General features: G+C 35.6%; 17 protein-coding genes. 14 read left to right on the plus strand and 3 right to left on the minus strand.

The features are described from left to right. Nucleotides 1-88: 88 nt before the first annotated feature. From Q5O73_RS04900 to iorA, 3 genes are read right to left on the minus strand one after another with little or no spacing between them, the layout of a single operon-like run. A complete protein-coding gene (locus Q5O73_RS04900; RefSeq protein ID WP_021953658.1) occupies nt 89-1,333 on the minus strand; it encodes a phenylacetate--CoA ligase family protein in 1,245 nt (414 codons plus the stop codon). Further along, complete coding sequence (locus tag Q5O73_RS04905; RefSeq protein WP_021953659.1) at nt 1,320-1,916, minus strand: indolepyruvate oxidoreductase subunit beta; 597 nt, start codon at nt 1,914-1,916, stop codon at nt 1,320-1,322. Before Q5O73_RS04905 ends, Q5O73_RS04900 begins: the two co-directional genes overlap by 14 nt. Beyond that, nucleotides 1,909-3,705, minus strand: a complete 1,797-nt coding sequence (gene iorA / locus Q5O73_RS04910; protein ID WP_302669160.1) for an indolepyruvate ferredoxin oxidoreductase subunit alpha — start codon at nt 3,703-3,705, stop codon at nt 1,909-1,911. Before iorA ends, Q5O73_RS04905 begins: the two co-directional genes overlap by 8 nt. Before the next feature lie 260 nt (nt 3,706-3,965). Between iorA and Q5O73_RS04915 the strand changes: the two genes are divergently transcribed. The 14 genes from Q5O73_RS04915 to Q5O73_RS04980 form a co-directional block, all read left to right on the plus strand. Next, the gene (locus tag Q5O73_RS04915; RefSeq protein ID WP_243053043.1) at nt 3,966-4,763 is read left to right on the plus strand and encodes a glycosyltransferase family 2 protein; all 798 of its coding nucleotides are present in this window, start codon (nt 3,966-3,968) and stop codon (nt 4,761-4,763) included. Between the two features lie 21 nt (nt 4,764-4,784). Then, nucleotides 4,785-5,927: a glycosyltransferase gene (locus Q5O73_RS04920; RefSeq protein ID WP_302669161.1), complete on the plus strand. Its 1,143-nt coding sequence runs from the start codon at nt 4,785-4,787 to the stop codon at nt 5,925-5,927. 1 nt (nt 5,928) lies between these two features. Continuing rightward, entirely contained in the window at nt 5,929-6,927 is a 999-nt protein-coding gene (locus tag Q5O73_RS04925) for a glycosyltransferase (RefSeq protein ID WP_021953663.1), read from the plus strand. A 57-nt stretch (nt 6,928-6,984) separates the two neighbouring features. Next, nucleotides 6,985-8,847, plus strand: a complete 1,863-nt coding sequence (locus Q5O73_RS04930) for a hypothetical protein (protein WP_021953664.1) — start codon at nt 6,985-6,987, stop codon at nt 8,845-8,847. A gap of 11 nt (nt 8,848-8,858) precedes the next feature. Beyond that, entirely contained in the window at nt 8,859-11,576 is a 2,718-nt protein-coding gene (locus tag Q5O73_RS04935) for a polysaccharide pyruvyl transferase family protein (protein WP_302669162.1), read from the plus strand. Between the two features lie 39 nt (nt 11,577-11,615). Beyond that, nucleotides 11,616-12,782 carry a polysaccharide pyruvyl transferase family protein gene (locus Q5O73_RS04940; protein ID WP_021953666.1) on the plus strand — a complete coding sequence of 389 codons (1,167 nt, stop codon included), beginning with the start codon at nt 11,616-11,618 and terminating at the stop codon, nt 12,780-12,782. 1 nt (nt 12,783) lies between these two features. Beyond that, entirely contained in the window at nt 12,784-14,637 is a 1,854-nt protein-coding gene (locus Q5O73_RS04945) for a hypothetical protein (protein WP_302669163.1), read from the plus strand. A gap of 11 nt (nt 14,638-14,648) precedes the next feature. Beyond that, nucleotides 14,649-15,632 (plus strand): LacI family DNA-binding transcriptional regulator, encoded by a 984-nt coding sequence (locus Q5O73_RS04950; RefSeq protein WP_021953668.1) that lies wholly within the window; start codon nt 14,649-14,651, stop codon nt 15,630-15,632. A gap of 367 nt (nt 15,633-15,999) precedes the next feature. Further along, nucleotides 16,000-17,301, plus strand: a complete 1,302-nt coding sequence (locus tag Q5O73_RS04955) for an ABC transporter substrate-binding protein (protein WP_302624217.1) — start codon at nt 16,000-16,002, stop codon at nt 17,299-17,301. Nucleotides 17,302-17,400: 99 nt separating this feature from the next. Continuing rightward, nucleotides 17,401-18,279: a carbohydrate ABC transporter permease gene (locus Q5O73_RS04960; RefSeq protein WP_302669164.1), complete on the plus strand. Its 879-nt coding sequence runs from the start codon at nt 17,401-17,403 to the stop codon at nt 18,277-18,279. Nucleotides 18,280-18,283: 4 nt separating this feature from the next. Beyond that, complete coding sequence (locus Q5O73_RS04965; protein ID WP_021953671.1) at nt 18,284-19,111, plus strand: carbohydrate ABC transporter permease; 828 nt, start codon at nt 18,284-18,286, stop codon at nt 19,109-19,111. Between the two features lie 15 nt (nt 19,112-19,126). Continuing rightward, nucleotides 19,127-20,473 (plus strand): glycoside hydrolase family 172 protein, encoded by a 1,347-nt coding sequence (locus Q5O73_RS04970; RefSeq protein WP_302624219.1) that lies wholly within the window; start codon nt 19,127-19,129, stop codon nt 20,471-20,473. Between the two features lie 111 nt (nt 20,474-20,584). After that, nucleotides 20,585-22,069, plus strand: a complete 1,485-nt coding sequence (locus Q5O73_RS04975) for a glycoside hydrolase family 32 protein (RefSeq protein WP_302669165.1) — start codon at nt 20,585-20,587, stop codon at nt 22,067-22,069. Nucleotides 22,070-22,096: 27 nt separating this feature from the next. Continuing rightward, nucleotides 22,097-22,950, plus strand: an 854-nt coding sequence (locus Q5O73_RS04980) for a carbohydrate kinase (protein ID WP_302669166.1), incomplete at its 3' end; no start/stop codon positions are given.

Genomic DNA, 22,950 nt, shown 5'->3' on the forward strand with positions numbered 1-22,950 from the left:
AACCGCCGTGTACCGAACGGTACGCACGGTGGTGTGAGAGGTCGGGAAATTTAGTTAAATTTCCCTCCTACTCGATTTCAATAAATATTTAGTTATTATATCTGTAATCAATAACACGTTTTGTTTTCTTTTCGCTTCTTGGAAGAGTTCCCGCAGGAACAACTGTGATTTTGGGAGTCACACCAATTCTGGATTTAAACAATTCTCTAATGGTAGCTCCGGTTTTTTCAAAATCAACACGTCCTTCCGCTTCAACAGTTACAATCATGATATCTTTATTTTTAGAATCGTCATGAGCAATTGTAACATTATATTCAGATGAAACTCCATCAACATTTGAAAGTAAGTCTTCAATCTGACTAGGAAACATATTAACACCGTGAACCTTAAACATATCATCACTTCGCCCTTTAATAATGTCAAGTCTTGGATATTTACTTCCGCAGGCACATGTTCCGGGAATAATCCTTGAAATATCATGGGTACGGAAACGAATAAGAGGAGCTCCTTCTTTAACCAAGGTTGTAATAACAATTTCCCCTTCTTCTCCATCAGGAACGGGCTTTCCGGTAACTGGGTCAATGATTTCTATGTAAACATAATCATCCCAGTAATGGATTCCACATTCGTTTTTACAGGTAATACCAATACCCGGTCCGTAAATTTCCGTAAGACCATAAATATCATATAGTTCAATACCAAGGCTTTCACGAATGGTTTCCCTCATTTTGTCACTCCAACGTTCAGAACCGAATACACCTTTTTTTAAGTTGATTTTATCCTTAAGACCACGTCTGTTGATTTCTTCGGCTAAAAGAAGGGCATAAGATGAAGTGGCGGTAATAACAGTTGACTGCAAATCTATCATCATTTGTAACTGCTTTTCAGTATTTCCCGGGCCCAAAGGAACAGCCATGGCACCAAGCTTTTCGCAACCGGCCTGAAAACCAATACCTGCTGTCCAAAGTCCATATCCCGGAGTAATCTGAATACGGTCTTTTTTTGTGATACCGGCAGTTTCGTAGCATCTTGCAAACATTATTGCCCAATCATCCACATCTTTGGCTGTATAGGGAATAATAACCGGTTTTCCCGTAGTACCTGAAGAAGAATGGATTCTTACAACATCTTCATCAGGCACAGCCTGAATGCCTAAAGGATAAGCATTTCTTAAGTCATCCTTACTTGAAAAAGGAAGTTTCTCAAAGTCTTCCTGAGAAGTAACACCGTCAATTCCCTTTTTCCGATAAATATTTCCATAATAACTGTCTGTATTTAAAAGACGTTTAATTTGAGCATCAACCTGCTCCAATTGAATATTAGTTAATTCCATATTTTTCTCCAATCTTTATGCCGGCAAGAAAAGCCGCTTTATTTGTTTCTACAAAACGTTCCGGTACCCTGTGTTCAATCTCATACATAATAGTATCAGCATTAAGCCCCGTGGCATTAGTTCCCACTGCAACCCCTAAGATAGCTACATTGAAAAACTTTGAGCTGCCAAACGGTTTACATAATTCATCAGCGTCAACCACAACGCATTTACATTTTTTATTTAAATATTCTATCATTTCCACACCGTCGTAAGTTGAATCATTTAATGACTCTGTAGTAGGTTTAACGGGAACGCTATTTACAATAACAATTCCGTCCTGCTTTAAGTAACAAAGATTTCTAACGGCTTCTGAAGGCTCGAAAGCTAAAATAATATCTGCCTTTCCTAAAGGAATAAGAGGCGAAAATGCTCTGTTACCGATTCTGATATGACTTGTAACTGAACCACCACGCTGAGCCATACCAATGGTTTCGGCAGAGTGGGCGGTGTTTCCCAAATGCATTGCAGCTGAGGCAATAAGCTTTGAGGCAAGAACAGTTCCCTGACCGCCTACACCACATAATAAAATATCTTTATTCATCTAAATCACCTCCAATAGCATTTACCGGGCATACCTGACTACATAAGCCACAACCGGTACAAAGGTCTTCGTTAATGGTAACCTTTCCCTTTACCGTACTTATTGCAGGACAACCGATTTCCCGAATACATTTCTTACACTGAATACATTTATCGGATATACAAAGCTTCTTTTCAGGCTTAAACAGTGCAATGCATGGTGATTTAAAAATAATGGCTTTTACACCCGGAAGAGAGGCACAGTCCTTAATAACCTCAACTGATTTATTTAAATCAAGAGGATTAACCGTAACAATCTTCTTAACTCCCATGCCTTCTAATATATGTTCAATACTTATTTTATCAACAATATCACCCATCATGTTTTTTCCGGTTCCGGGGTGAGGCTGATGTCCTGTCATGGCTGTGGTTGAATTGTCAAGAACGCAAAGAATCATGTCAGCTTCATTGTATACAGCATTAACAATACCAGTCATGCCGGAGGCAAAAAACGTGGAATCTCCAACAAAGGCAAAACAGGTACCTTCCTTATCTACCCAGTGAAAACCCTGAGCCATTGTAATTCCTGCACCCATACAAAGACAGGTGTCTACCATGTCAAGAGGCATTGCATTTCCTAAGGTATAACATCCTATATCACCACAAAAATAAGCATTCTTACCTTCCATTGCCTTTTTCACTGCATAAAATGAGGCACGGTGGGGGCATCCTGCACATAAAACAGGAGGACGGACAGGTAAATCAGGCATATCACCTAAATAAATTCCTGCTTCCTGTGAAGGAATTTTAAGAAAATCACTTAAAACCTTAGCCACATAATCTGCTGAATTTTCTCCACTGGTTTTAACATAACCACTTTCCTTACCATATACCTTTATATTAAGCCTGTGCTTACCAATTAATTTAGTCACCTCAGCTTCAATGAAAGGACTAAGCTCTTCAAGGCATATAACCTCATCTACTCCTTCAAGGCATGATAAAACAAACTTTTCAGGAAATGGATAAGGAGTGGAAATTTTACAAAGCTTAACTTCAGGATAATCCTGTAGATATTCTTTAGCATAAGCATAACTTATACCACCTGTAAAAACAGCCTTCTTTCCACTGCCTGTAACAATATTTTTGGAATATGTAGAAAAATCGTCACCAATAAGAGGATTTCTTTTTTCAATCATGGCGTGATTCATAAATGAAAGCTTTGGAAAAATAACCCAACGTTTTGAATCTTTTACAAAGCCATCATACAATTTAGGCGTTGTTGTTTCAGGAATGTCTATAGACGCATATGCGTGACATATACGGGTAGTAGGGCGGAAAAGTACAGGTGTTTTATACTTTTCGGAATAGTCAAAGGCATCCTGAATCATTGAAAATGCTTCTTCCGGTGAGGAAGGATCAAAAACAGGAATGCGGCAAAATGATGCAAACATTCTTGTGTCCTGTTCTGTCTGGGAAGAAATTGGACCTGGATCATCAGCAGAAACTATAACCATACCACCTTTTACACCAACATATGCAAGAGACATAAGGGGGTCAGAGGCAACATTTAGTCCCACCTGCTTCATGGTAACTAAAGTGCGGGCTCCAGCATAGGAAGCAGAAGCGGCCAGTTCTAAGGCTGCCTTTTCATTGACAGACCATTCTACGTGTACATCTCCCTGCTTATATTTACTTACTGTTTCAAGTATTTCAGATGACGGTGTGCCGGGGTAGCCTGACACAAGATTTATTCCTGCGGCAAGTGCCCCAAGGGCAATGGCACCGTTACCCATTAAGTAATCTTTTTTCATAGAAAATCTCCTTTTGACTGCAAAAAATAAAGGCATTACAGTCTTATATGTAAAAATATAACTAGTTAAGATTATAAATCAATGAGGCATTTGACGCAATAACATTGTGGTATTTGCAACGGATAAAATTTATGATGACTTTTTTGCCAATAGACAGTATAATTAAAGAGGTTTATTATGCAAATTTACTTGTTATCATAGTGTAAATATGGTATAAGAGATAGGAAAAGAATTATTCGTATTAAATATAGGAAAGAAAAATGGCAGAAAATAAAAAAATGACAATGATTTCGGTTATTATGCCAGCATACAATGAAGAAAAATATATTGAAAAGGCTCTAGACTCCGTTTGCACACAGGAGGGGGATTTTTCAATTGAAATATTAGTTATAGATGATAATTCTACCGATGCCACAAAAAATATAGTTTTAGATATGGCATGCAGGATTTCCACTAGAGAAAACAATCTTAATAACGGTGTTTCCGTAAGGTTGTTAACTAGCGGCAGGTCCATGGGTGTGGCTGAGGCAAGAAATCTTGGTATTAAAAAAGCAAAAGGTGAATACATTGCATTTTTAGATGCAGATGACTGGTGGAAGGAAGGCAAGTTAAAAAAGCAAATTGCTTTTATGAAAGAAAATAATTTATCTTTTACAGCCACCGGAAGAGAATTAATGAATGCTGATGGCAGTACAACAGGAAAGGTAATTCCTATCCCTGAAAAAATAACATATAAAATGATGCTTAGGACAAATTATATACCGTGTTCGTCAGTTGTAATGAAAAAGGAACTGGCAGAGGAATTTTATATGTGTCACGATGAACTCCATGAAGATTACATTATGTGGATGGAGATTTTAAGGAAATATAATCGTGTATATGGAATAGATGTTCCGTTTTTGTGTAGCAGATTAAGTGAAAATGGAAAGTCCCGAAACAAATTTAAGTCAGCAAAGATGCAGATAGGATGTTACAGATATTTAGGATACGGATTAATAAAGACCGCATTCTATTTTTGTGCGTATACCTACAATGGGTTTAAAAAGTATGGGAAATAATTAAAGGGAAGGATTAAGTAAATGATAAAAATTTCTGTAATAATTCCAATATACAATATGGAAGAATATCTTCCCCAGTGTTTAGACAGTATAGTGTCTCAAACTTTAAGGGAAATAGAAATATTGTGTATTGATGACGGCTCTACAGATGGCTCAGAGGAAGTTTTAAAGCTATATTGTAACAGAGATTCCAGAATCAGAGTTATAAAACAGAATAATCAGGGGGTTTCTTGTGCCAGAAATCTGGGAATAGAAGAAGCATCCGGAAAATATGTTATTTTCATGGATCCTGATGACTGGTATCCTGATAAGGAAATATTGGAAACGCTTTATGTGGGAGCTGAGAAAAATAATGTCAGCATTGCAGGTGGAAGTTTTATGGACTATCACGATGGAATTTATAATGAAAAATTCCCTGACAGATATTTTGGCTATCATTTTGAAAAAGACGGTGTTATTGAATATACTGATTATCAGTTTGATTTCGGATATCAGAGATTTATATTTGAAAAAAGTCTTTTGACGGAAAATCATATTAGCTTTAAAAAATATGTGAGATATCAGGATCCACCGTTTTTTGTGGAGGCAATGATAGCGGCAAGGCGTTTTTACGGAGTAGATAAGCTGGCATATTGTTACAGATATGGTCATACTGAAATAAAATGGAACAGACAAAAGGTTTGTGATTTATTAAAGGGAATAAGTGATAATCTTCAGATATCATCGAAATATGGATTAAAAAAGCTTCATAACCTGACAATACGAAGATTAAATGATGAGTACAGACAGTTGTTAGGAGACAGTATTTTCTTTGAGGAATATGCCTGTGATGTTTTTGAAGAGATGCTTAAAACCATGAATTATATAGATGTTAATATGTTAGATGAAAATAATAGGGACATATATAAGGTATATAATCCTATTATTATGCAAATAAAAGAAGACATAAAAAATCATGTTAACTGGATTGATAATTTAAAAGGTGAAATTGAAGACCTGAAAAATCAGATAAAAGACAGGGATGAACAGTTAAGGGTAAAAGAAGAAGAAAAGAGAGAGCTTGAAGGTAGAGTGCAGGAAGTGTATGATTCTTTTTCTTATAAAGCGGGACATGCCATAACGGTTTTGCCAAGATTACTTGCAAGAATTGTGAAGGGAAGATAAAATGTCAAAGATATTGTCAGTAACAATTCCAACATACAATGTGGAAAAATATTTAAAACAGTGTCTGGATTCTTTTATAATACCGGAAATAATAGATGATATGGAGATTTTAATAGTAAACGATGGTTCTACAGATTCATCTCCTATCATTGCTAAGGAATATACAGAGAAATATCCGGATACTTTTAAATTAATAAATAAGGAAAATGGTGGCCACGGTTCAACCATAAATACAGGAATAGCAAATGCCACGGGAAAATATTTTAAAGTGGTAGACAGTGATGACTGGGTGGATACAAAATCTATGATTAACCTTATAGCAACACTTAAAAAAGATGATTGCGATTTGGTTTACTCCAATTATTACTGGGTAGACAATGACACAGGAAAGAAGACAGTGGAATTTCAAAAGCCTTTTGATGGTGTGGTTTACAACAGGGAATATAATTTTGAAAAGCTGCCCCATGAAATTTTCCTCAAAATGCACGGATATACTGTTAAGACGGATATTCTCAGACAAATAAGGAAAATCGATGAAAACTGCTTTTATGTTGATATGGAATTTGTTGTTTATCCAATACCATATATAAACACGGTAAAGTTTATTCCGGATTTTGTATATCAGTACAGAATAGGGTTGCCAAACCAAAGCATGAATGTGGAAAAAATGAAACGCAATTCCACTAATTTTGACAGGGTGCTTAAGGCACTACTTAAGTTCTACGATGAAAATGTAGAACTAAACATTGCAGATTCAAAGAAAAAATACATTGAAAATGTAATTGCAAGATTAGTGGCCAGCAGAATGAAAATATATTTAAGTTTTCCATTTTCAAAAAAGGTTTCTAAGGATATGAAAGTTATTGATGAAAAAATAAAGAGCAATTATCCTGCAATCTATCAGTCAAATATTAATTCGGCTGTAAGGATACTTAGAAAAACAGGATACAAGGCATATCCGCTGGCAAGATTTTGTTATTATATTAAACAAAAAAGTTAGTAAAGGTTAATAACATAACCTATAAAAATATAGAAAGTGAATAAGAGAGAAGAAAAGATGAGAATACAGAAATTAATTTTACAGGACATTGCATATAAAGAAATTATATGCGCAGATGAAGAGTTAATGAAAAACAAGGAAAGCTATGATTTAGAGACCGCATCGATTTACTGCAGAATGGAAAATGCTGAGTTTTTCGGAAACGAAGAAAGCGGCATAAAAATCCATAAAGGAGGAAAGGTTTCACTTGATACTTACTCAAACAGTTTTTCTGTTGGAAAATGGGCAAAGTACACAGTAATTGATACTATTTCATTATTACTTGACATGGAAGGAAGTGCTACTGTTAAATTAATGCATGCACAAAAAGAAGGTAATGACATTAAAGTTAATGAAATTAAGTCCTTTGATGTAAACAATGAAACAAGACAGAAATCAGTATTTGATTTTGGTAAACTGGCTGATGAAGGAATTTATTATGCTGAAATCGAAGCAAAGGATAGTGAAGTTACAATATATGGCGGTTCATATGACACAGTAGACATGGAGCCTACACAGACAGTAAAGCTTGCCATAGATATATGTACATTTAAGCGTGAAAAGTATGTTAAGAGAAATATGGGAATTATTTTCCATGATATTTTGGAAAATGAGGATTCACCTTTATACAGAAATCTGTGGATTCACATTTCAGATAATGCATCATCCCTTGACGGAATTGTAGATTCAAATGAATTTATAACAGTAAGCAAAAACGCAAACCTTGGTGGAGTTGGTGGTTTCACAAGAGGTATTATTGAAACAAAGAAACGCCAGAAGGAAATGGGATTTACCCATGTACTTTTAATGGATGATGATGCAACTATCAGTTCAGCTGCAATAGAATTAAATTATATTTTATTATCATATTTAAAGCCTGAATACTTTGGACATACAATCGGAGGAAAACTTTTGGTTCTTAATGTTCCATATCTTCAGTTTGAAGCAGGAGCACAGTGGAATAAAGGTAAAATAAAGGCATTAAAGAATGATTTGGATATTAGACAATTAGATATGGTGCTTGAATCAGAAATTGAAGACAAGCCTATTGAATATACAGGATGGTGGTACTGCTGTATACCACTTTCAGAAATTGATGATAACAATCTTCCGTTACCAATATTTATTCACAGAGATGATATTGAGTATGGTTTAAGAGTAGGACGTGGCAGATTTATTCTTATTAACGGAATTTGTATCTGGCATGAAGCTTTTGCAGGGAAAATGCCTGGAATGCTAGATTATTATGACATTAGAAATGAGGCTATTATTAATGCAATTCAGTGCCCTGATTACACAAAGGAAGATTTTAAGAAAGCGGTTAAGCGTGCAATATGGGTTAATATTTCAAGATACCGTTACAAGTATATTGAATATAACTACAGGGCGGCAGAGGATTTCTGTAAGGGAATTGACTGGTTGTTAGAAACAGACAGTGAGAAGCTTCACAAGGAACTTATAGGAATGAACTATAAGGCTAAAAAGATTGAAGATTATATCGGATATAAGGGACTTACAGAGGAAGAATTAGTAAGTGGCGAGCAGGGAGATTATAAGCTTCCGTTTATTTCAAGATTGCTCCACAAAATAACCCTTAACGGATATTTCTTCCCGGTTAAAAAGGATAAGGTTACCGTTAACGCACCTTATGGAAGCGTTTATAAATTATTCAGAATTGGGGAATATATTGTTACAGACAATTACCAGAACGCAATTTATATAGCAAGGGACAGAAAAGAATTCTTCCGTGGCAGAAAAGTAATGAAGCAGGCAATGAAGCTTATAGACGAAAAGTATGATGAAGCGGCAAAGAGTTATAGGGAAAGATACAAGGAACTTGTAAGCGAAGACTTCTGGAAAAAATATCTTGGAATAGATTAACAGGTGGTTTCATGACGGAAAGTGAACAGAAAGTATTTGATATACTGGGAACACAAAAATTTGATATTGGAATAATGGGCATGTGGTATGGCGCTAACTACGGTAGCGTCATGACCTATTATGCCCTTAATACTGTTTTGTCAAGACTTGGTTATTCAGTTTTAATGTTGGATAAACAGGCAGTGGAAACAAAGGGCTTTGAATTTGAATTAGATGATACATCTCATGCAAGGGTTTTTGCAAAGACACATTATAAGAATTTTGCTCCATCCCTTCCTGTAGAGGACATGAAAGTGCTAAACAATTACTGTGACACTTTTATGTTAGGATGCGACCAGGTGTGGAATTTCACCATTGCAAAAAGCTATGGACTCAATTACTATCTTGATTTTGCAAATTCTGACAAAAAAAGAATTGCCTACGCATCATCTTTTGGACACGAAGTTTCCTTTACGCCTTTAGAAAAGGTGGCAGGAGTTACCAGGGAACTTCAGAAGTTTGATGCCATATCTGTCAGGGAAGAAAGCGGTGTAAGGGTTTTAAAGGATGAGTTTGGAATAAATGGAACCCAGGTGTTAGACCCTGTTTTTTTATTAGATGAAAATGACTACAATGAGCTAGTAAAGGAAAGCAATCTTGACATACAGGAAGATTACATGCTGGCTTATATTTTAAATCCTACAGATGAAATCAGGGAAAGTCTTTTAAAAATTTCAGAAAAGAAAAATCTGAAGCTTATTAATATATTAGATGGAAATCCAAACAAATTTGAAAGATTTAAGAAGGCTTTAAATCTTCCAAATACTGTTTCAGACATAACTACCCAGGACTGGCTTTATTACATTAAAAATGCTAAATGCGTAGTTACTGATTCCTGTCATGGGGCAAGCTTTGCGGCAATATTTGGAACACCTTTTGTGATTATAAACAATGAAAACCGTGGTGCCGCAAGATTTAATTCACTTTCTGAAATGTTAGACATAAAAGAGAGATATTTTACCAGCCCCGGTGAAATTACAAAGAGATATGACTTGTTAGAAACATACGATAGAAACAAACACAATAAGATTATTTCCATGGAAAAACAGCGTTCGATGACATGGCTTAAAGAGGCACTTCAAAAGCCGAAGGATACAGATAAAACAGTTAAAAAGGTGCTTAAAAAAGAATGCTGCGGATGTGGAGCATGCTATGGGGTATGCCCTGTAGATGCCATAACAATGGAATTTGATGATGAGGGAGCAATTTATCCTAAAATAGACTTTAACAAGTGTATTCAGTGTGGCAAGTGTTCAAGAACCTGTCCGGGATTACATCCTTATTCAGATAATTTCAAAGAGCCTAAATGCTTTGCGGGATTTGGAAATGACGAAATAAGAAAGAAAAGTTCTTCAGGTGGCATTTTTACCATTATTGCAGAACAAATTATAGATGAGGGAGGAGTAGTTTGCGGAGCAGCTTTTGATGATGATTTCAATATTTCCCATATTGTAGTTGACACAAAAGAAGGTCTGGAAAAACTACGAAGCTCTAAATATATACAAAGTATTACAAAAAACACTTTTAAGGAAGTTAAGAAAGCCTTAGATGAAGGAAGAAGTGCATTGTACGCAGGATGCGGATGCCAGATAGCCGGATTTAAAAGATTTCTTGGAAAAAAATACGACAAACTTATAACTATTGACCTTTTATGCCACGGTGGGCCTACACCGGGAAGCTTTAAGAAATATATGGATGATGTTCATAAAGATAAAAAGGTCAAATACGTAGGATTTAGAGATAAAGACATTTACAAGTGGGAAATTAATTCCACAGGAATGACAGTTAAGTATGAAGATGGAAGTGAATACAGAAAAATAAAGGCGGAAGATAAGTTTTACCGTGCTTTTACAAGAGCCTTTACTGTGAGACCTCATTGTCAGACCTGTAATTATGCAACCCTTCCAAGGCAGGGAGATATTACTCTTGGAGATTTCTGGGGAGTTTTTAAATATAACCCGGATTTTAATGATGACAAGGGAACCTCTCTTATAATTGCCAATAATGATAAGGGAATGGAAGTGCTATCAGGAATAAAATCAAAGCTTAAGTTATTTGAGACGGTTCCTCTTGATTTTGTTTTAAGAAGAGGACAGCCTCTTGATAAACCTTTTCATGCAGAGCCTTTAAGGGACAGATTTATGTCCATGGCAAAGTATGCCTCATTTACTAAATGCTTAGAATGCTGTGAACAGGATACTTTTGACTATGCTTACTTTGCATTAAAACCACAAAATATGGATGATGCATACAGGGCATTGGAAGAATATAAATTAATAAGCATGGGAAATTTCTCAGTGCTGTTAGTATGGGACAGACGAGATGAGGAAATAAGTCCTCTTAAGTACCAGGTATATGAATTTGTAAGGGAACATTTTCCGGCTTATGTGGAAATAAAAAATGATGACGAGGCACTGGGTGTTCAGGGAAGATGCAGAAACTTCGTGTTTACTAATGAAGAATATGTAACATGGGGTAAGGCTAATGTGGCAAAGGGTGCAAAGAAGATTAATGTTAGAAAGCTTTTGCCTGATAACATAAAGATCCCTGAATCTGATGGTGAACAAAAAAAGCAGATTATTAATAAATTAAAGAAAAAACTAAGCTATGAAGGCAAGTGGAGCTTATACAGAATTGAGGCAGGAGTTAAGTGGCGTCTGAAGGTAGTTTTAAGAAAGATAAAAAAGTAATTAATTTAAAGTAATTTGTGATAAAGAATGGAGCGCAGAATGAAGAAAAAGTATGATGTGGGAATACTTGGAGTATGGTTTGGATGCAATTATGGAAGCATCGCGACTTATTATTCATTATATTATGCAATTAAAAATATGGGAAAGTCAGTTTTAATGATTCACAGACCATATTTAGATCATTTTGAAGAGGCGTCAATGGAAGACAGACATTCATTAAGATTTGCCAGGGCACATTACGATATAAGTCCTGCTTATCATGTGGATGAAATAGGAAAGTTGAATGATGTATGTGATGCCTTTGTTTTAGGAGCTGATCAGTTGTGGAAATACAATGTTACTAAAATATTCGGACACAGCTATTTTCTGGATTTTGTAAATCGTAAGAATAAAAAAATATCCTATGCCACATCCTTTGGTACTGACAGATTTAAGGCTCCAAAGGAATATATGTGGAAAGCGGTAAAATGCTTAAGAAGAATGAATTATGTTTCCGTAAGGGAAAAGGTCAACGTAAATATGTGCGAAAAACTTTTGGGAATCCGTGCAGAACACGTTTTAGACCCGGTGCTTTTATGTGAAAGCAACTGCTTAGGAGACATAGCTAATGAATCAGACAGAAAAGTAAAGTCAAACTACATTGCAGCTTATATACTTGATCCTACCCCTGAAAAGAGGGAAGCATTATTAAGGCTTGCAAAAAAATATAACAAAGATTTGGTAGTTATGTTGGACGGATGGCCACATTTGTTTGAAACTAATAGGGAAAAAATGGATTTAGACCAATATGTAGTATCTGATGTGGAAGTAGATGACTGGTTATTCTATTTTAAACATAGTGATATGGTTGTTACTGATTCTTTCCATGGAACTTGTATTTCAATTTTATTTGAAAAGCCTTTTTATGCTATTTCAAATCCGGGAAGAGGGGCAGACCGCTTTATTTCTTTAATGGAAGAATTTGATTTAATGGACAGATTTGTGTGGGATCCTAATGAATTGGGAACTTTTGACAACGAAATGGAATTAGATTACACTAAGGTTAATGAAATATTAAACAATGAAAGAAAGAAATCAATGGCATGGCTTGAGAATGCTTTAAATTCCAAGAAAAAGCATCATTCAGTGGTAATAAGAAGCCAGCTGTTATTCCCGTTTAGAGTCAGAAAGTCAATAAAGTTATATGAAGAAGGAGACAGAAATTAAAATGAAGGCAAAAAAATATGATTTGCTGTGGGTATTTTTAATTGTACTTATTCCACGTCTTATTTGTATTGCACTTTTTAGTTCTCCAATGAGAACACCTATGGACGAGTTAGGAACATTGTCAACAGGTGCATATTTTGGTGGAAAAGACTGGACAGCATTAACTACATTTGCAAAATATTATTACGGTGGCGGTTTTACAATACTATTTGCACCACTGTTTTATTTGACAAATAACGTAACAGTAATTTATGGAACAATCCTTAGCGTGTGTGCAATTTTACAAAGCATCAGCGCACCAATAAGCTACTATATTATGAAGAAATACCTTAAGGTTGATAAAAGAGCTTATTTATTTATAGGCTCCATTGCATGTTCATTTATGGTAGTAACAAGAGCAATGGAAGTGTTTAATGAACATATAGTTATTGGCTGTGTATGGATTATAACCTTGTTTGCCTGCAAGCTAATTGAATATGGTAACAATAAAAAGAAAAAAATCATATACACGGTTGGCATTATGTTTTTAATTACATATTTGCTTACAACCCATGCCAGAACAAAGGTTATTCTTATTGCTTTCTGTATTGTTGTTGTATGTTATCTTATATTCTACAGAAAGTGGCTTGTAGAACCAATATCAGGAATAATTTCCCTTGGAGTGTTTTATTTTGCGGCAGGTAAGTTTAATACCATGGTTAAAAAAACTATCTGGAATTGGCAGGAAGGAAAGTTTTTAAGAAATACAAAGGCAAAAATGGATATAACACCACAGAAGTTGGCAAATCCAAAAACGTGGAATGCAGTAGGTTCTACAATTTTCGGGCAGATTAATACTGTATTGGTATTTTCAGGAGGCATTTTTGCCCTTATACTTATAATGCTTATTTTCAGATATAAGGATACAATAGCACAGCTTATAGTTACAAAAAAAGCATTGGCAGTGAAGGATGAAGAAGGAAACTTTAATGCAGAACCATTTTGTCTTGTAATTTCAGCATTATTTATTATGTGTATTGGAGCTGTAATGCTTGCCCAGTGTTTTACATGGTTAAAGCGTGTGGTACCGGCACTGGATGGTGGAAATCCTTACGGATTTAAGGCTCTTACTTATGTACGATATGTGGGACCGTTTTTAGGACCGGTATTTATGACAGGCATTGCTATGATATATGAGAAAAGAGAAAGTATTAGAAAATATCTTGTGGGATTTGCAATACTTCTTTTGTCATTCCAGACAGTATGGGTATGCTTTATTTTACCTAAAATGGGAACATCAAGAGTGGCTTCAGAAGTGTACAATGCATTTAGAGGTTACGACATAGGCGGCAAAGTGCCTATGAGAACCAGATATTACTTAATGGCGACAGTTATTACGGTAATTCTTCTTGTGGTATTTTTAATATGTTATTACAAAAAGAAACTTATGGTTCCATTAGTCATTATCACATTGCTATTGGGATATGAATATATTTATGGTGCAGCAGTGTGGGATCAGTACTATTGCAGCAATACTGCTTCGTACAGTGATGCAGGAACCCAAATAGTAAGAGAGTTAGAAGATAAAGGCTGTGATGTGCCAAAGGATATTTATGTAGTGGATTCCTACGACAGAATAGGTGTACAAAGAAATACCTATGCATATCAACTGATTTTAAATGAATACACCATATATGCAAAACAGCCGGAGGATTTAACAAAGGATAATATAGTATTTTCAACAATAAGTAATTATCAGGAATTGTCAGACGCAGGATACAAAAAGGCACAGCTTGATAATAATGAATATGTTTATGTAAAGGGCAATTCATATATTAAAATGTTTGAGTCAGTATCAGTGAAATTTGGAGAATAAGAGGGAAAAAGATGCCTGGAATTAAGGATGTGGCACGAAGAGCGGGAGTAGGAGTTGCTACCGTATCGAGAGTTATTAACAACAGTGGTTATGTTTCTGAGGAAACAAAAGATAAAATTGAAAAAGCAATGAAGGAGCTGGATTATATGCCAAATGAATTGGCAAGAAATTTGTTTAGAAACAAAAGTGGTATAATTGCAGTTTTGGTGCCTGCTTTGGAACATCCTTTTTTTTCGGAGTTTGTGAATCAGGTAGAAAGTGCATTGCATGAAAAGGGATATAAAACTATGGTGTGCAGCACAGCTAAGAATAGCGAATATGAAACAGAGTATTTGCAGATGCTTAAGAAATGTGTTGTAGATGGTATTATAACCGGTGTTCATTCATTAAATGTGGATGAATATCTTATAAACGATATGCCTATTGTTGCATTAGATCGATATATTGACGACAGGATTCCCATAGTGTCAGTGGATCACAGACATGGTGGAATTATGGCAGCAAGGGAGTTTATAAGATGTGGATGCAAAAAGGTAGTTCAACTCCAGGGAGCTAAGAAAGTTCAGTCTCCGGCATTGGAGAGACATGAATACTTTCAGCGGGAATTAAAGAAAGCAGGAATTCAAGTGTACACTTATGAAATGGAGTGGAACAAATTTGATACGGAATATTTCGCTCAGGTAGTAAAAGAAGTATACGATATGTATCCGGATGCAGATGGAATGTTTGGAACGGACCTTGTTGCCATGCTGTTTGAGAAGTATGCGTTAAGCAAAGGCAGAAAAATTCCTGAAGATTTAAAAATTATTGCATATGACGGAACATATGTAACAGATATGGCACATCCGTCCCTTACGAAGATTAAGCAGCCTATTGAAAGACTGGCGAAAGAGGCAACAAGAATAATTACAAGAGCCATAGATGGAAATGCTGCTACGGAAAAAAATATATACTTAGAAACTGTACTTATAAGAGGAGACAGTACCAGAGTATAATTTACAAATTAATATATAAATAACAGGTAAAAAAATAAACTCTATGTTGGCGATTAATAAAATCACCGGTATAAAGTTTATTTTTTTTATTTTTTGATATATTTTAATGTTAAAAAAATAACAATGAAAACGTTTGAACAATGAAAAATATATACTTAATAACCAATTAAAAGAGAAAATATATAGCAATATGCACAAAGGTTAAAAATGATATTGACAAAACATAAGTAAAAATATATAATAAAGCTATCAAATGGAACCCGTTCCACATACAAAAATCACAAAAACAAATAACACACTGTAAAAATGTGGAAAAGGGTCAAGAAAAGGGTTCCGCAAATTAATAAATGCTAAAGGAGGAAAGAAAATGAAGAAAATTATAGCATTAGTAATGGCAGTAACCATGGTAGCAGCAATGATGGTTGGCTGTGGAAGTTCATCTAAGTCAGATGACAGCGCTAAAGGAAACGGAGAGGTAACAATTAAGTTCGGAATACATGTTGCTGATCCAAAAACACAGGAGGCAGTTACATACAAAATTGTTCAGGAATTTAACAAAAAGTATTCAGGAAAGTACAAAGTTGAATTTGAAGCAGCAGACACGGAAGCACATTTAAAGAATCTGAAGCTTGAAGCTTCAAGTGGAAAATTACCTGAAATATTCTGGTTGGATGCATCACAGACCTCTGAATATAATGAGGGTGGGTATTTACTTGATTTATCAGACTTTTTAAAAGAATACACTAGTACAGATTCAGCTCTTGATGCAAGTGTTAAGGAAGCATTTAAGGATGGAATCCAGTACGGACTTCCATATCAGTGTAATGTTGAAGGCTTCTTCTACAATAAAGAAGTTGCAAAAGAGTTAGGAGTTGAAATTAAGAACGGAACAACTTTTGACGAATTACTTGATATTGTAAAGAAATGTAATGACAAAGGAATTACAGCAATTGCTCAGGGAAATAAAAACAGTTCATATGCAATCTGGGGTTATCTTGCAATGTTAGACCGTTACGGATACTCAGATTACATTAATGATATTCTTGATGGCAAGAAGAAATTTAACAATGACGATTTACTTAAATGTTTTGAAAAGTTACAGAGTCTTGCAAAGGCAGGAGCATTTGCAAAGAACATGGCAACCCAGGAATACTTTGATGCAAAGAATACATTTGAGTCAGGCAAGGCACTTTTATTCAATTCAGGTGCATGGGATAGTGCAGAGTTAGATGAAAAGATGGGCGACAAAGTTGGCTTCTGGTGGGGACCTACATTCTCAGACAGCAGCTACGAACAAAAGGCAGCTATGAAAGTACCATCAAATCCTATTTGTGTAAGCTCAAAGGTAGCAGATGATAGTGGAAAGAAAGAAGCGGTTTATAAGTTCCTTGAATATTACTATGGCGAAGAAGCAGCAAAGATGTCATATGAAGGCTCTGTATTCCCTGCAACAAACTATACAGGAATTGAAGTGGCAGATGCACAGCATACATTAAATGAGGTAGTGAAATCAATCAATGAAGGATGGGCAAGCCCTGCAAAACAGCCGGATTTGATGCTTTCATCATCTGTTCAGAGTCAGTTATATGATTCAATTCTTGGTGTAATTACAGGTAACTATGAACCAAAGGATGCCCTTGCAAAAATTGATGAGAAAATGAACTATTAAAATTCTTTAATATTATTATAATTAGATTCTCCTCTTCCCCACATTTCACAACGGAATGTGGGCGAGGAAGGAGAATGTTGGGAGAAAGGAGGCAAAGACGTGTCTTGGTTGAGTAAAAAGAGATATTTAATAGGACTGCTGTTGCCTACATTAATAATTTATACAGTGTATATTATTGCACCGATAATAATGGCTATAGGATATAGTTTCACAAAATATTCCGGAATAGGAAAAGCAACGTTTAACGGGCTAACAAATTATAAAAGACTTTTTCAGGATGATACATTATGGATTTCATTTAAAAATACAATGATTATATTTGGTGTGGCATTTGTGCTGTTGCTGGTGGGAGCATTTTTGGTGGCATTGCTTTTAAATAATCACTTAAAGTTTGTTGACACATCTAAGGCATTGATATTTTCTCCGGCAATTATAGCACCTATTATAGTTGGTATTATATGGGTTTATATATTAGATCCTCATGTTGGTTTAATAAATGGTATTTTAGATGCCATTGGATTACCGGGACTTAAACAGACATGGATTGGGGGAAATAAACTCACCCCTTATTGTATCGGATTTATATATTTCTGGCAGCAGCTGGGATACCTTACCACAATATATATAACAGGACTTAGAATGATTCCAGGCGATGTAATGGAAGCAGTTAAGATTGACGGTGCTTCTTCATGGCAGCAGCTTAGATATGTAACAATACCTATGATGAAATCTACCATATCAACAGTTGCCGTATTACTTATAACAGGAATATTTAAAATATTTGAAATTGTACAGCAGACTACAGGCGGTGGTCCGAACCATATGTCAGAAACATTAGTTACATACAGCTATTCAACAACTTTTGGAAATGGTGAATATGGATATGGAATGTCTCTGGCAACAATAACATTTATTATTTCTCTTATAATAATGTTTGTATTCCAGTTTTTAATGAGAGAAAGAGACAAGGAGGCATAAAGATATGATTAATAAAAAGAAAAAAATCGCAATGTACATTGTTATGGCATTAATCACACTTATAATTGTGTTTCCTTTTATATGGATGGTTTTGCTATCCTTTAAAACTAACTCAGATATTATGTCAAATCCCCTGGCATTACCAAAGAGTTTTAACTTAGAAAATTTCAAGCATGCCCTGGAGGTACTTGATTACCCAAGATTGTATGGTAACACATTCTTTGTATGTATCATATCAATCGTAGTAGAATTAGTAATTACCTTTTTAAGTGCATTTGTTTTAGCAAGAATGCAGATGAATGAGAAAATCAGAAAGGCAGTTTACAGTTATCTGATTTTAGGATTGGCAATATCTCCATTTATATTGCTTTTCCCAGTATATAAAATAAATGTATTTTTTGGATTAAGCGGAAAGGTAGGATTGGTTCTTCCATACATAGCTACATCAATATCCTTTAATACCTTACTTTTAGTTGGTTATTTAAAATCCCTTCCAAGTGAAATTGATGAGGCAGCAGTAATGGACGGATGTAATTTGAGGCAGTTAATTATTAAAGTAATTTTACCAATGACAAAGCCGGTAATAGCCACTGTTGTAATATTTAATGTTCTTTATATCTGGAATGAGTATCCGTTTGCATCGGTTATCTTAAGAGATGCATCAGATTATACGTTATCCATGGGAGCATCATTCTTTAAAGGTACATACACAGTAGATTACGGCGGAATTATAGCTTCAAGTATTATGATAATCGTACCTGAATTAATATTCTATGGATTATTCCAGAAGAACATCGTAGAAGGTATGACAGCAGGCGCAGTAAAAGGTTAAAGAGAGGAGAAAAAAATGAGCAGAGTATCAGGATTATTTAAAGATTTAACATCAGTAAAGAAGGCAAGAAACGGAAGACTTGCAAGTTGGGATCAGAGAGGAAAAAATCAGGATTATTGGGAAATACCTGCAGGTGAATCAATTACATTAGGGGAAGTAGAAGGTCCCGGATGCATTACACATATATGGATGACATCTTCATGTAGAAGAGTAAAGGCACCTAGTATACTTGATCCGGTTTTAAATGCATCAGCAGCACCGGTAATGGAAATTGCACCACCTCTTGGCGTAATATGGGATGATTATGATCCATATTACTATAGAAAAGTATTAATTAAAATGACATGGGATGATCAGGAAAATCCAAGTGTATATGTACCTTTTGGAGACTTCTTCTGTATAGGAAACTGCTATCCTGGCAATTTCTCATCATTACCTTTTAATGTATCATTAAAACCGGAAGAGGCAGGAAGATATGGAGCACCTTGCTCAGTATCATGTTACTTCCCAATGCCATTTAACAAAAAGGCAAAAATTGAAATTATAAACGAAAATGAATTACCGTTTATTCTTTATTTTAATATTGATTATGAAATGTATAAGGAACCTCTTGATGAGGAAACAGCTTACTTCCATGCATGCTGGCATAGAGAGAACCCTTGCAAAGGCTGGGGACCTGAGTTACAGGTAAACTCACCGGAAGTAAACAATGTTACAAATTATAAAGGTGAAAACAACTACGTTTTGTTAGATGTAAAAGGAAAAGGACATTATGTAGGATGCAACCTTACGGTAAAACACTTCCAGGGAAGCTGGTGGGGTGAAGGAAATGATATGTTCTTTATAGATGGAGAAGAATACCCTAGCCTTAACGGAACCGGAACGGAAGATTACTTTAACCATGCATGGGGAATGCAGAGAAATGCATATCCGTTCTTTGGAACAATAGTTCATGAAGGAGATACTGACGGATTCCAGGTATCTTACAGATTCCATATTACTGACCCTGTAAGATTTGAAAATAGTCTTAAAGTTACTATTGAGCATGGACATGCAAACCATCTTTCAGATGACTGGAGTTCAACAGCTTACTGGTATCAGGTACTTCCAACAACAATGAAAATGGAAATGCCACCGGTGGAAGACAGACTTCCTGTAGTACCGGTACTTCCTGAAAGAAAGTTAGAAAAGCCTGAACTTACCGAGGAAATGAAGGCAGCTATAGAAAGCTACGAAAAACGTTGGGAAGTATACAAGCCGGCAAGAGATGAGCAGTTTAGAATTAAGGAAGCAAAGGCAAGACGTGAGTCAAAACTTAATACTGAATTTGCAAAGAAACTAAGAGACGAATACGACAAATAATCATACAGGAGGAAACCAAATGAACGAAGTTCATTTATAAAAATGTTTCCGACGAAATGTCGCCGACCGAAGGGAGGGGGCAATACATATTGATTAGGAGGAAAATATATCATGTCACAGGAATTGTTAAATGAGAATATAAAAAAGGCTCAGGAAGAAATTGAGAAAACAAAAGATAAAGTGTCTGAAGGTAAAATGAGACAAAACTATCATTTTATGGCACAACAGGGCTGGATTAATGATCCAAATGGTCTGATATATTATAAGAATAAATATCACTTTTTCTATCAATACAATCCTTATGATGCGTATTGGGGAGCAATGCACTGGGGACACGCCATTAGCGACGATATGCTACACTGGGAGTATCTCCCGGTGGCATTGGCTCCAAGCGAACCATATGACAATCATAAGGAAGGTGGATGCTTTTCAGGAAGTGCCATTGAACATGATGGAAAGCTATACCTTGTATATACAGGAACAACAAACTATGGAGACGGATTTATCCAGTCACAGTGTCTGGCATACAGCGAGGATGGTGTTCATTTTGAAAAATATGAAAATAATCCTATTATTCCACACCCGCCGGAAGGCTATGATGAAAGTAATTTTAGAGATCCTAAGGTTTGGAAACATGGTGATTACTTCTATTTAGTTTGTGGTTCTAAGAAAAATAATTTGGCAAGTGCCCTGTTATATCGGTCTAAGGATTTAAAAAACTGGGAGTTTTTCAATGTTCTTGCAGAGAGCAGAGGAGAGTTCGGTTATATGTGGGAATGTCCCGACTTTTATGAAATAGGAGATAAACACGTACTTATGTTTTCGCCTATGGGAATAAATGAGAGAACATCAGTGTACTTAGTAGGAGACATGAATTATGACACGGGAAAATTTACATATACCAATGTAGGTCAGATTGACTATGGATTTGACTATTATGCTCCTCAGTCATTTTTAGACAGTAAAGGCAGAAGAATTATTGTAGGCTGGGCAAATGCCTGGGACTGGATGCCATGGTGGAAAGATTGGGGCCCAAGCTTTAAGGAAGGCTGGTGCGGATTCTTTGACTTACCAAGAGAGGTGGTTTTGTGTCCGGATAATACCCTTAAGTTTGTTCCAATAAAGGAAATTGAAAATATACGAAAAGAAGAAAAGTGTATTAAAGAGATATCTGTAACTAAGGAGGAACAGTTTAATTGTATAGAAAGTGACTGCTTTGAAATGGAAATGGATATTGATTTGGAAAGTACCACAGCAGATAAATTTTCATTGCTTTTAAGATGCAATGAAAACAACAAAACAAAAGTAACTTTCGATTTAAAACATCAGATGCTATATTTTGACAGAGACAATTCTGATAACTGGAGTGAAGGCATTGCCCGAGGACCGTTGATTTTAAAGGACAAAAAGAACATGAAAATAAGGGCTTTTGTGGATAAAAGTTCTATTGAAGTGTATACGGATGACTATAAAACCAACTGTAGCTGCAATGTTTTTGCAGACAGCAGTCAGACAGGCAACTATATTGTGACTGATGAGGGATGTCTTAATATTAGGGAAATAAAGATGTGGGAGTTAAAAGAAACCATTAAATAGATGGAGACAATATAAGGAGGATTTGATATGAGTAAAATTGATGTTACCGCAATGGGTGAACTGCTTATAGATTTTACTGAAAATGGAATAAGTAATCAGGGAAACCCGTTGTTAGAAGCAAATCCCGGAGGAGCACCATGTAACGTATTGTCAATGCTTACTAACCTGGGGCATTCAACAGCCTTTATAGGAAAAGTAGGGGACGATATATTTGGAGAAATGCTTAAAGAAAGAGTTTCAGGACTGAATATTAATATAGAAAATCTTGTAACGGATAAGGAAGTTAATACTACATTAGCTTTTGTACATACGGCAGAAGATGGAGACAGAAGCTTTTCATTTTACAGAAATCCGGGAGCGGATATGATGCTTAGGGCAGATGAAGTTAATTCAGAATTAATAGAAAATTCTAAGATATTTCACTTTGGCACTTTATCCATGACTCATCAGGGTGTAAGAGAGGCAACCATCAAGGCATTAGAGGTGGCAAAAAAAAGCGGATGTATAATCTCCTTTGACCCTAATATAAGGGAGCCTTTATGGGATAACATGGAAAATGCCCGCACTCAGGTTAAAAAAGGCTTAGAATATTGTAATATTCTAAAAATATCTGATAATGAGATACAATGGCTTACCGGAGAGGAAGATTATTCTGATGGTGTACAGAAAATCAGGGAAAAATATGACATAGATCTTATATTAGTGTCTATGGGAAAAGAAGGCAGCAGGGCTTATTATAACGGTATGGTAGTGGAAGCAAATCCGTTTTTAACAAAAGATACCATTGAAACTACCGGAGCCGGTGACACTTTTACAGGCTGCATACTTCATTATATTTTAAATAAAGGCCTTGATAATTTAGACACCCATAACCTTCGGGA

Origin of the sequence: Eubacterium sp. AF15-50, from assembly GCF_934835595.1 — a bacterium.
Classification (GTDB): Bacteria; Bacillota; Clostridia; order Lachnospirales; family Lachnospiraceae; genus Eubacterium_G; species Eubacterium_G segne.

What these genes read in the sequence shown, in the direction of transcription:
- Q5O73_RS04905 (WP_021953659.1), bottom strand. Translation starts at nt 1,916, where the DNA reads ATGAATAAAGATATTTTATTATGTGGTGTAGGCGGTCAGGGAACTGTT.
- Q5O73_RS04920 (WP_302669161.1), top strand. Translation starts at nt 4,785, where the DNA reads ATGATAAAAATTTCTGTAATAATTCCAATATACAATATGGAAGAATAT.
- Q5O73_RS04950 (WP_021953668.1), top strand. Translation starts at nt 14,649, where the DNA reads ATGCCTGGAATTAAGGATGTGGCACGAAGAGCGGGAGTAGGAGTTGCT.
- Q5O73_RS04930 (WP_021953664.1), top strand. Translation starts at nt 6,985, where the DNA reads ATGAGAATACAGAAATTAATTTTACAGGACATTGCATATAAAGAAATT.
- Q5O73_RS04935 (WP_302669162.1), top strand. Translation starts at nt 8,859, where the DNA reads ATGACGGAAAGTGAACAGAAAGTATTTGATATACTGGGAACACAAAAA.
- Q5O73_RS04925 (WP_021953663.1), top strand. Translation starts at nt 5,929, where the DNA reads ATGTCAAAGATATTGTCAGTAACAATTCCAACATACAATGTGGAAAAA.
- Q5O73_RS04915 (WP_243053043.1), top strand. Translation starts at nt 3,966, where the DNA reads ATGGCAGAAAATAAAAAAATGACAATGATTTCGGTTATTATGCCAGCA.
- Q5O73_RS04945 (WP_302669163.1), top strand. Translation starts at nt 12,784, where the DNA reads ATGAAGGCAAAAAAATATGATTTGCTGTGGGTATTTTTAATTGTACTT.
- Q5O73_RS04970 (WP_302624219.1), top strand. Translation starts at nt 19,127, where the DNA reads ATGAGCAGAGTATCAGGATTATTTAAAGATTTAACATCAGTAAAGAAG.
- Q5O73_RS04940 (WP_021953666.1), top strand. Translation starts at nt 11,616, where the DNA reads ATGAAGAAAAAGTATGATGTGGGAATACTTGGAGTATGGTTTGGATGC.
- Q5O73_RS04900 (WP_021953658.1), bottom strand. Translation starts at nt 1,333, where the DNA reads ATGGAATTAACTAATATTCAATTGGAGCAGGTTGATGCTCAAATTAAA.
- iorA (WP_302669160.1), bottom strand. Translation starts at nt 3,705, where the DNA reads ATGAAAAAAGATTACTTAATGGGTAACGGTGCCATTGCCCTTGGGGCA.
- Q5O73_RS04975 (WP_302669165.1), top strand. Translation starts at nt 20,585, where the DNA reads ATGTCACAGGAATTGTTAAATGAGAATATAAAAAAGGCTCAGGAAGAA.
- Q5O73_RS04955 (WP_302624217.1), top strand. Translation starts at nt 16,000, where the DNA reads ATGAAGAAAATTATAGCATTAGTAATGGCAGTAACCATGGTAGCAGCA.
- Q5O73_RS04965 (WP_021953671.1), top strand. Translation starts at nt 18,284, where the DNA reads ATGATTAATAAAAAGAAAAAAATCGCAATGTACATTGTTATGGCATTA.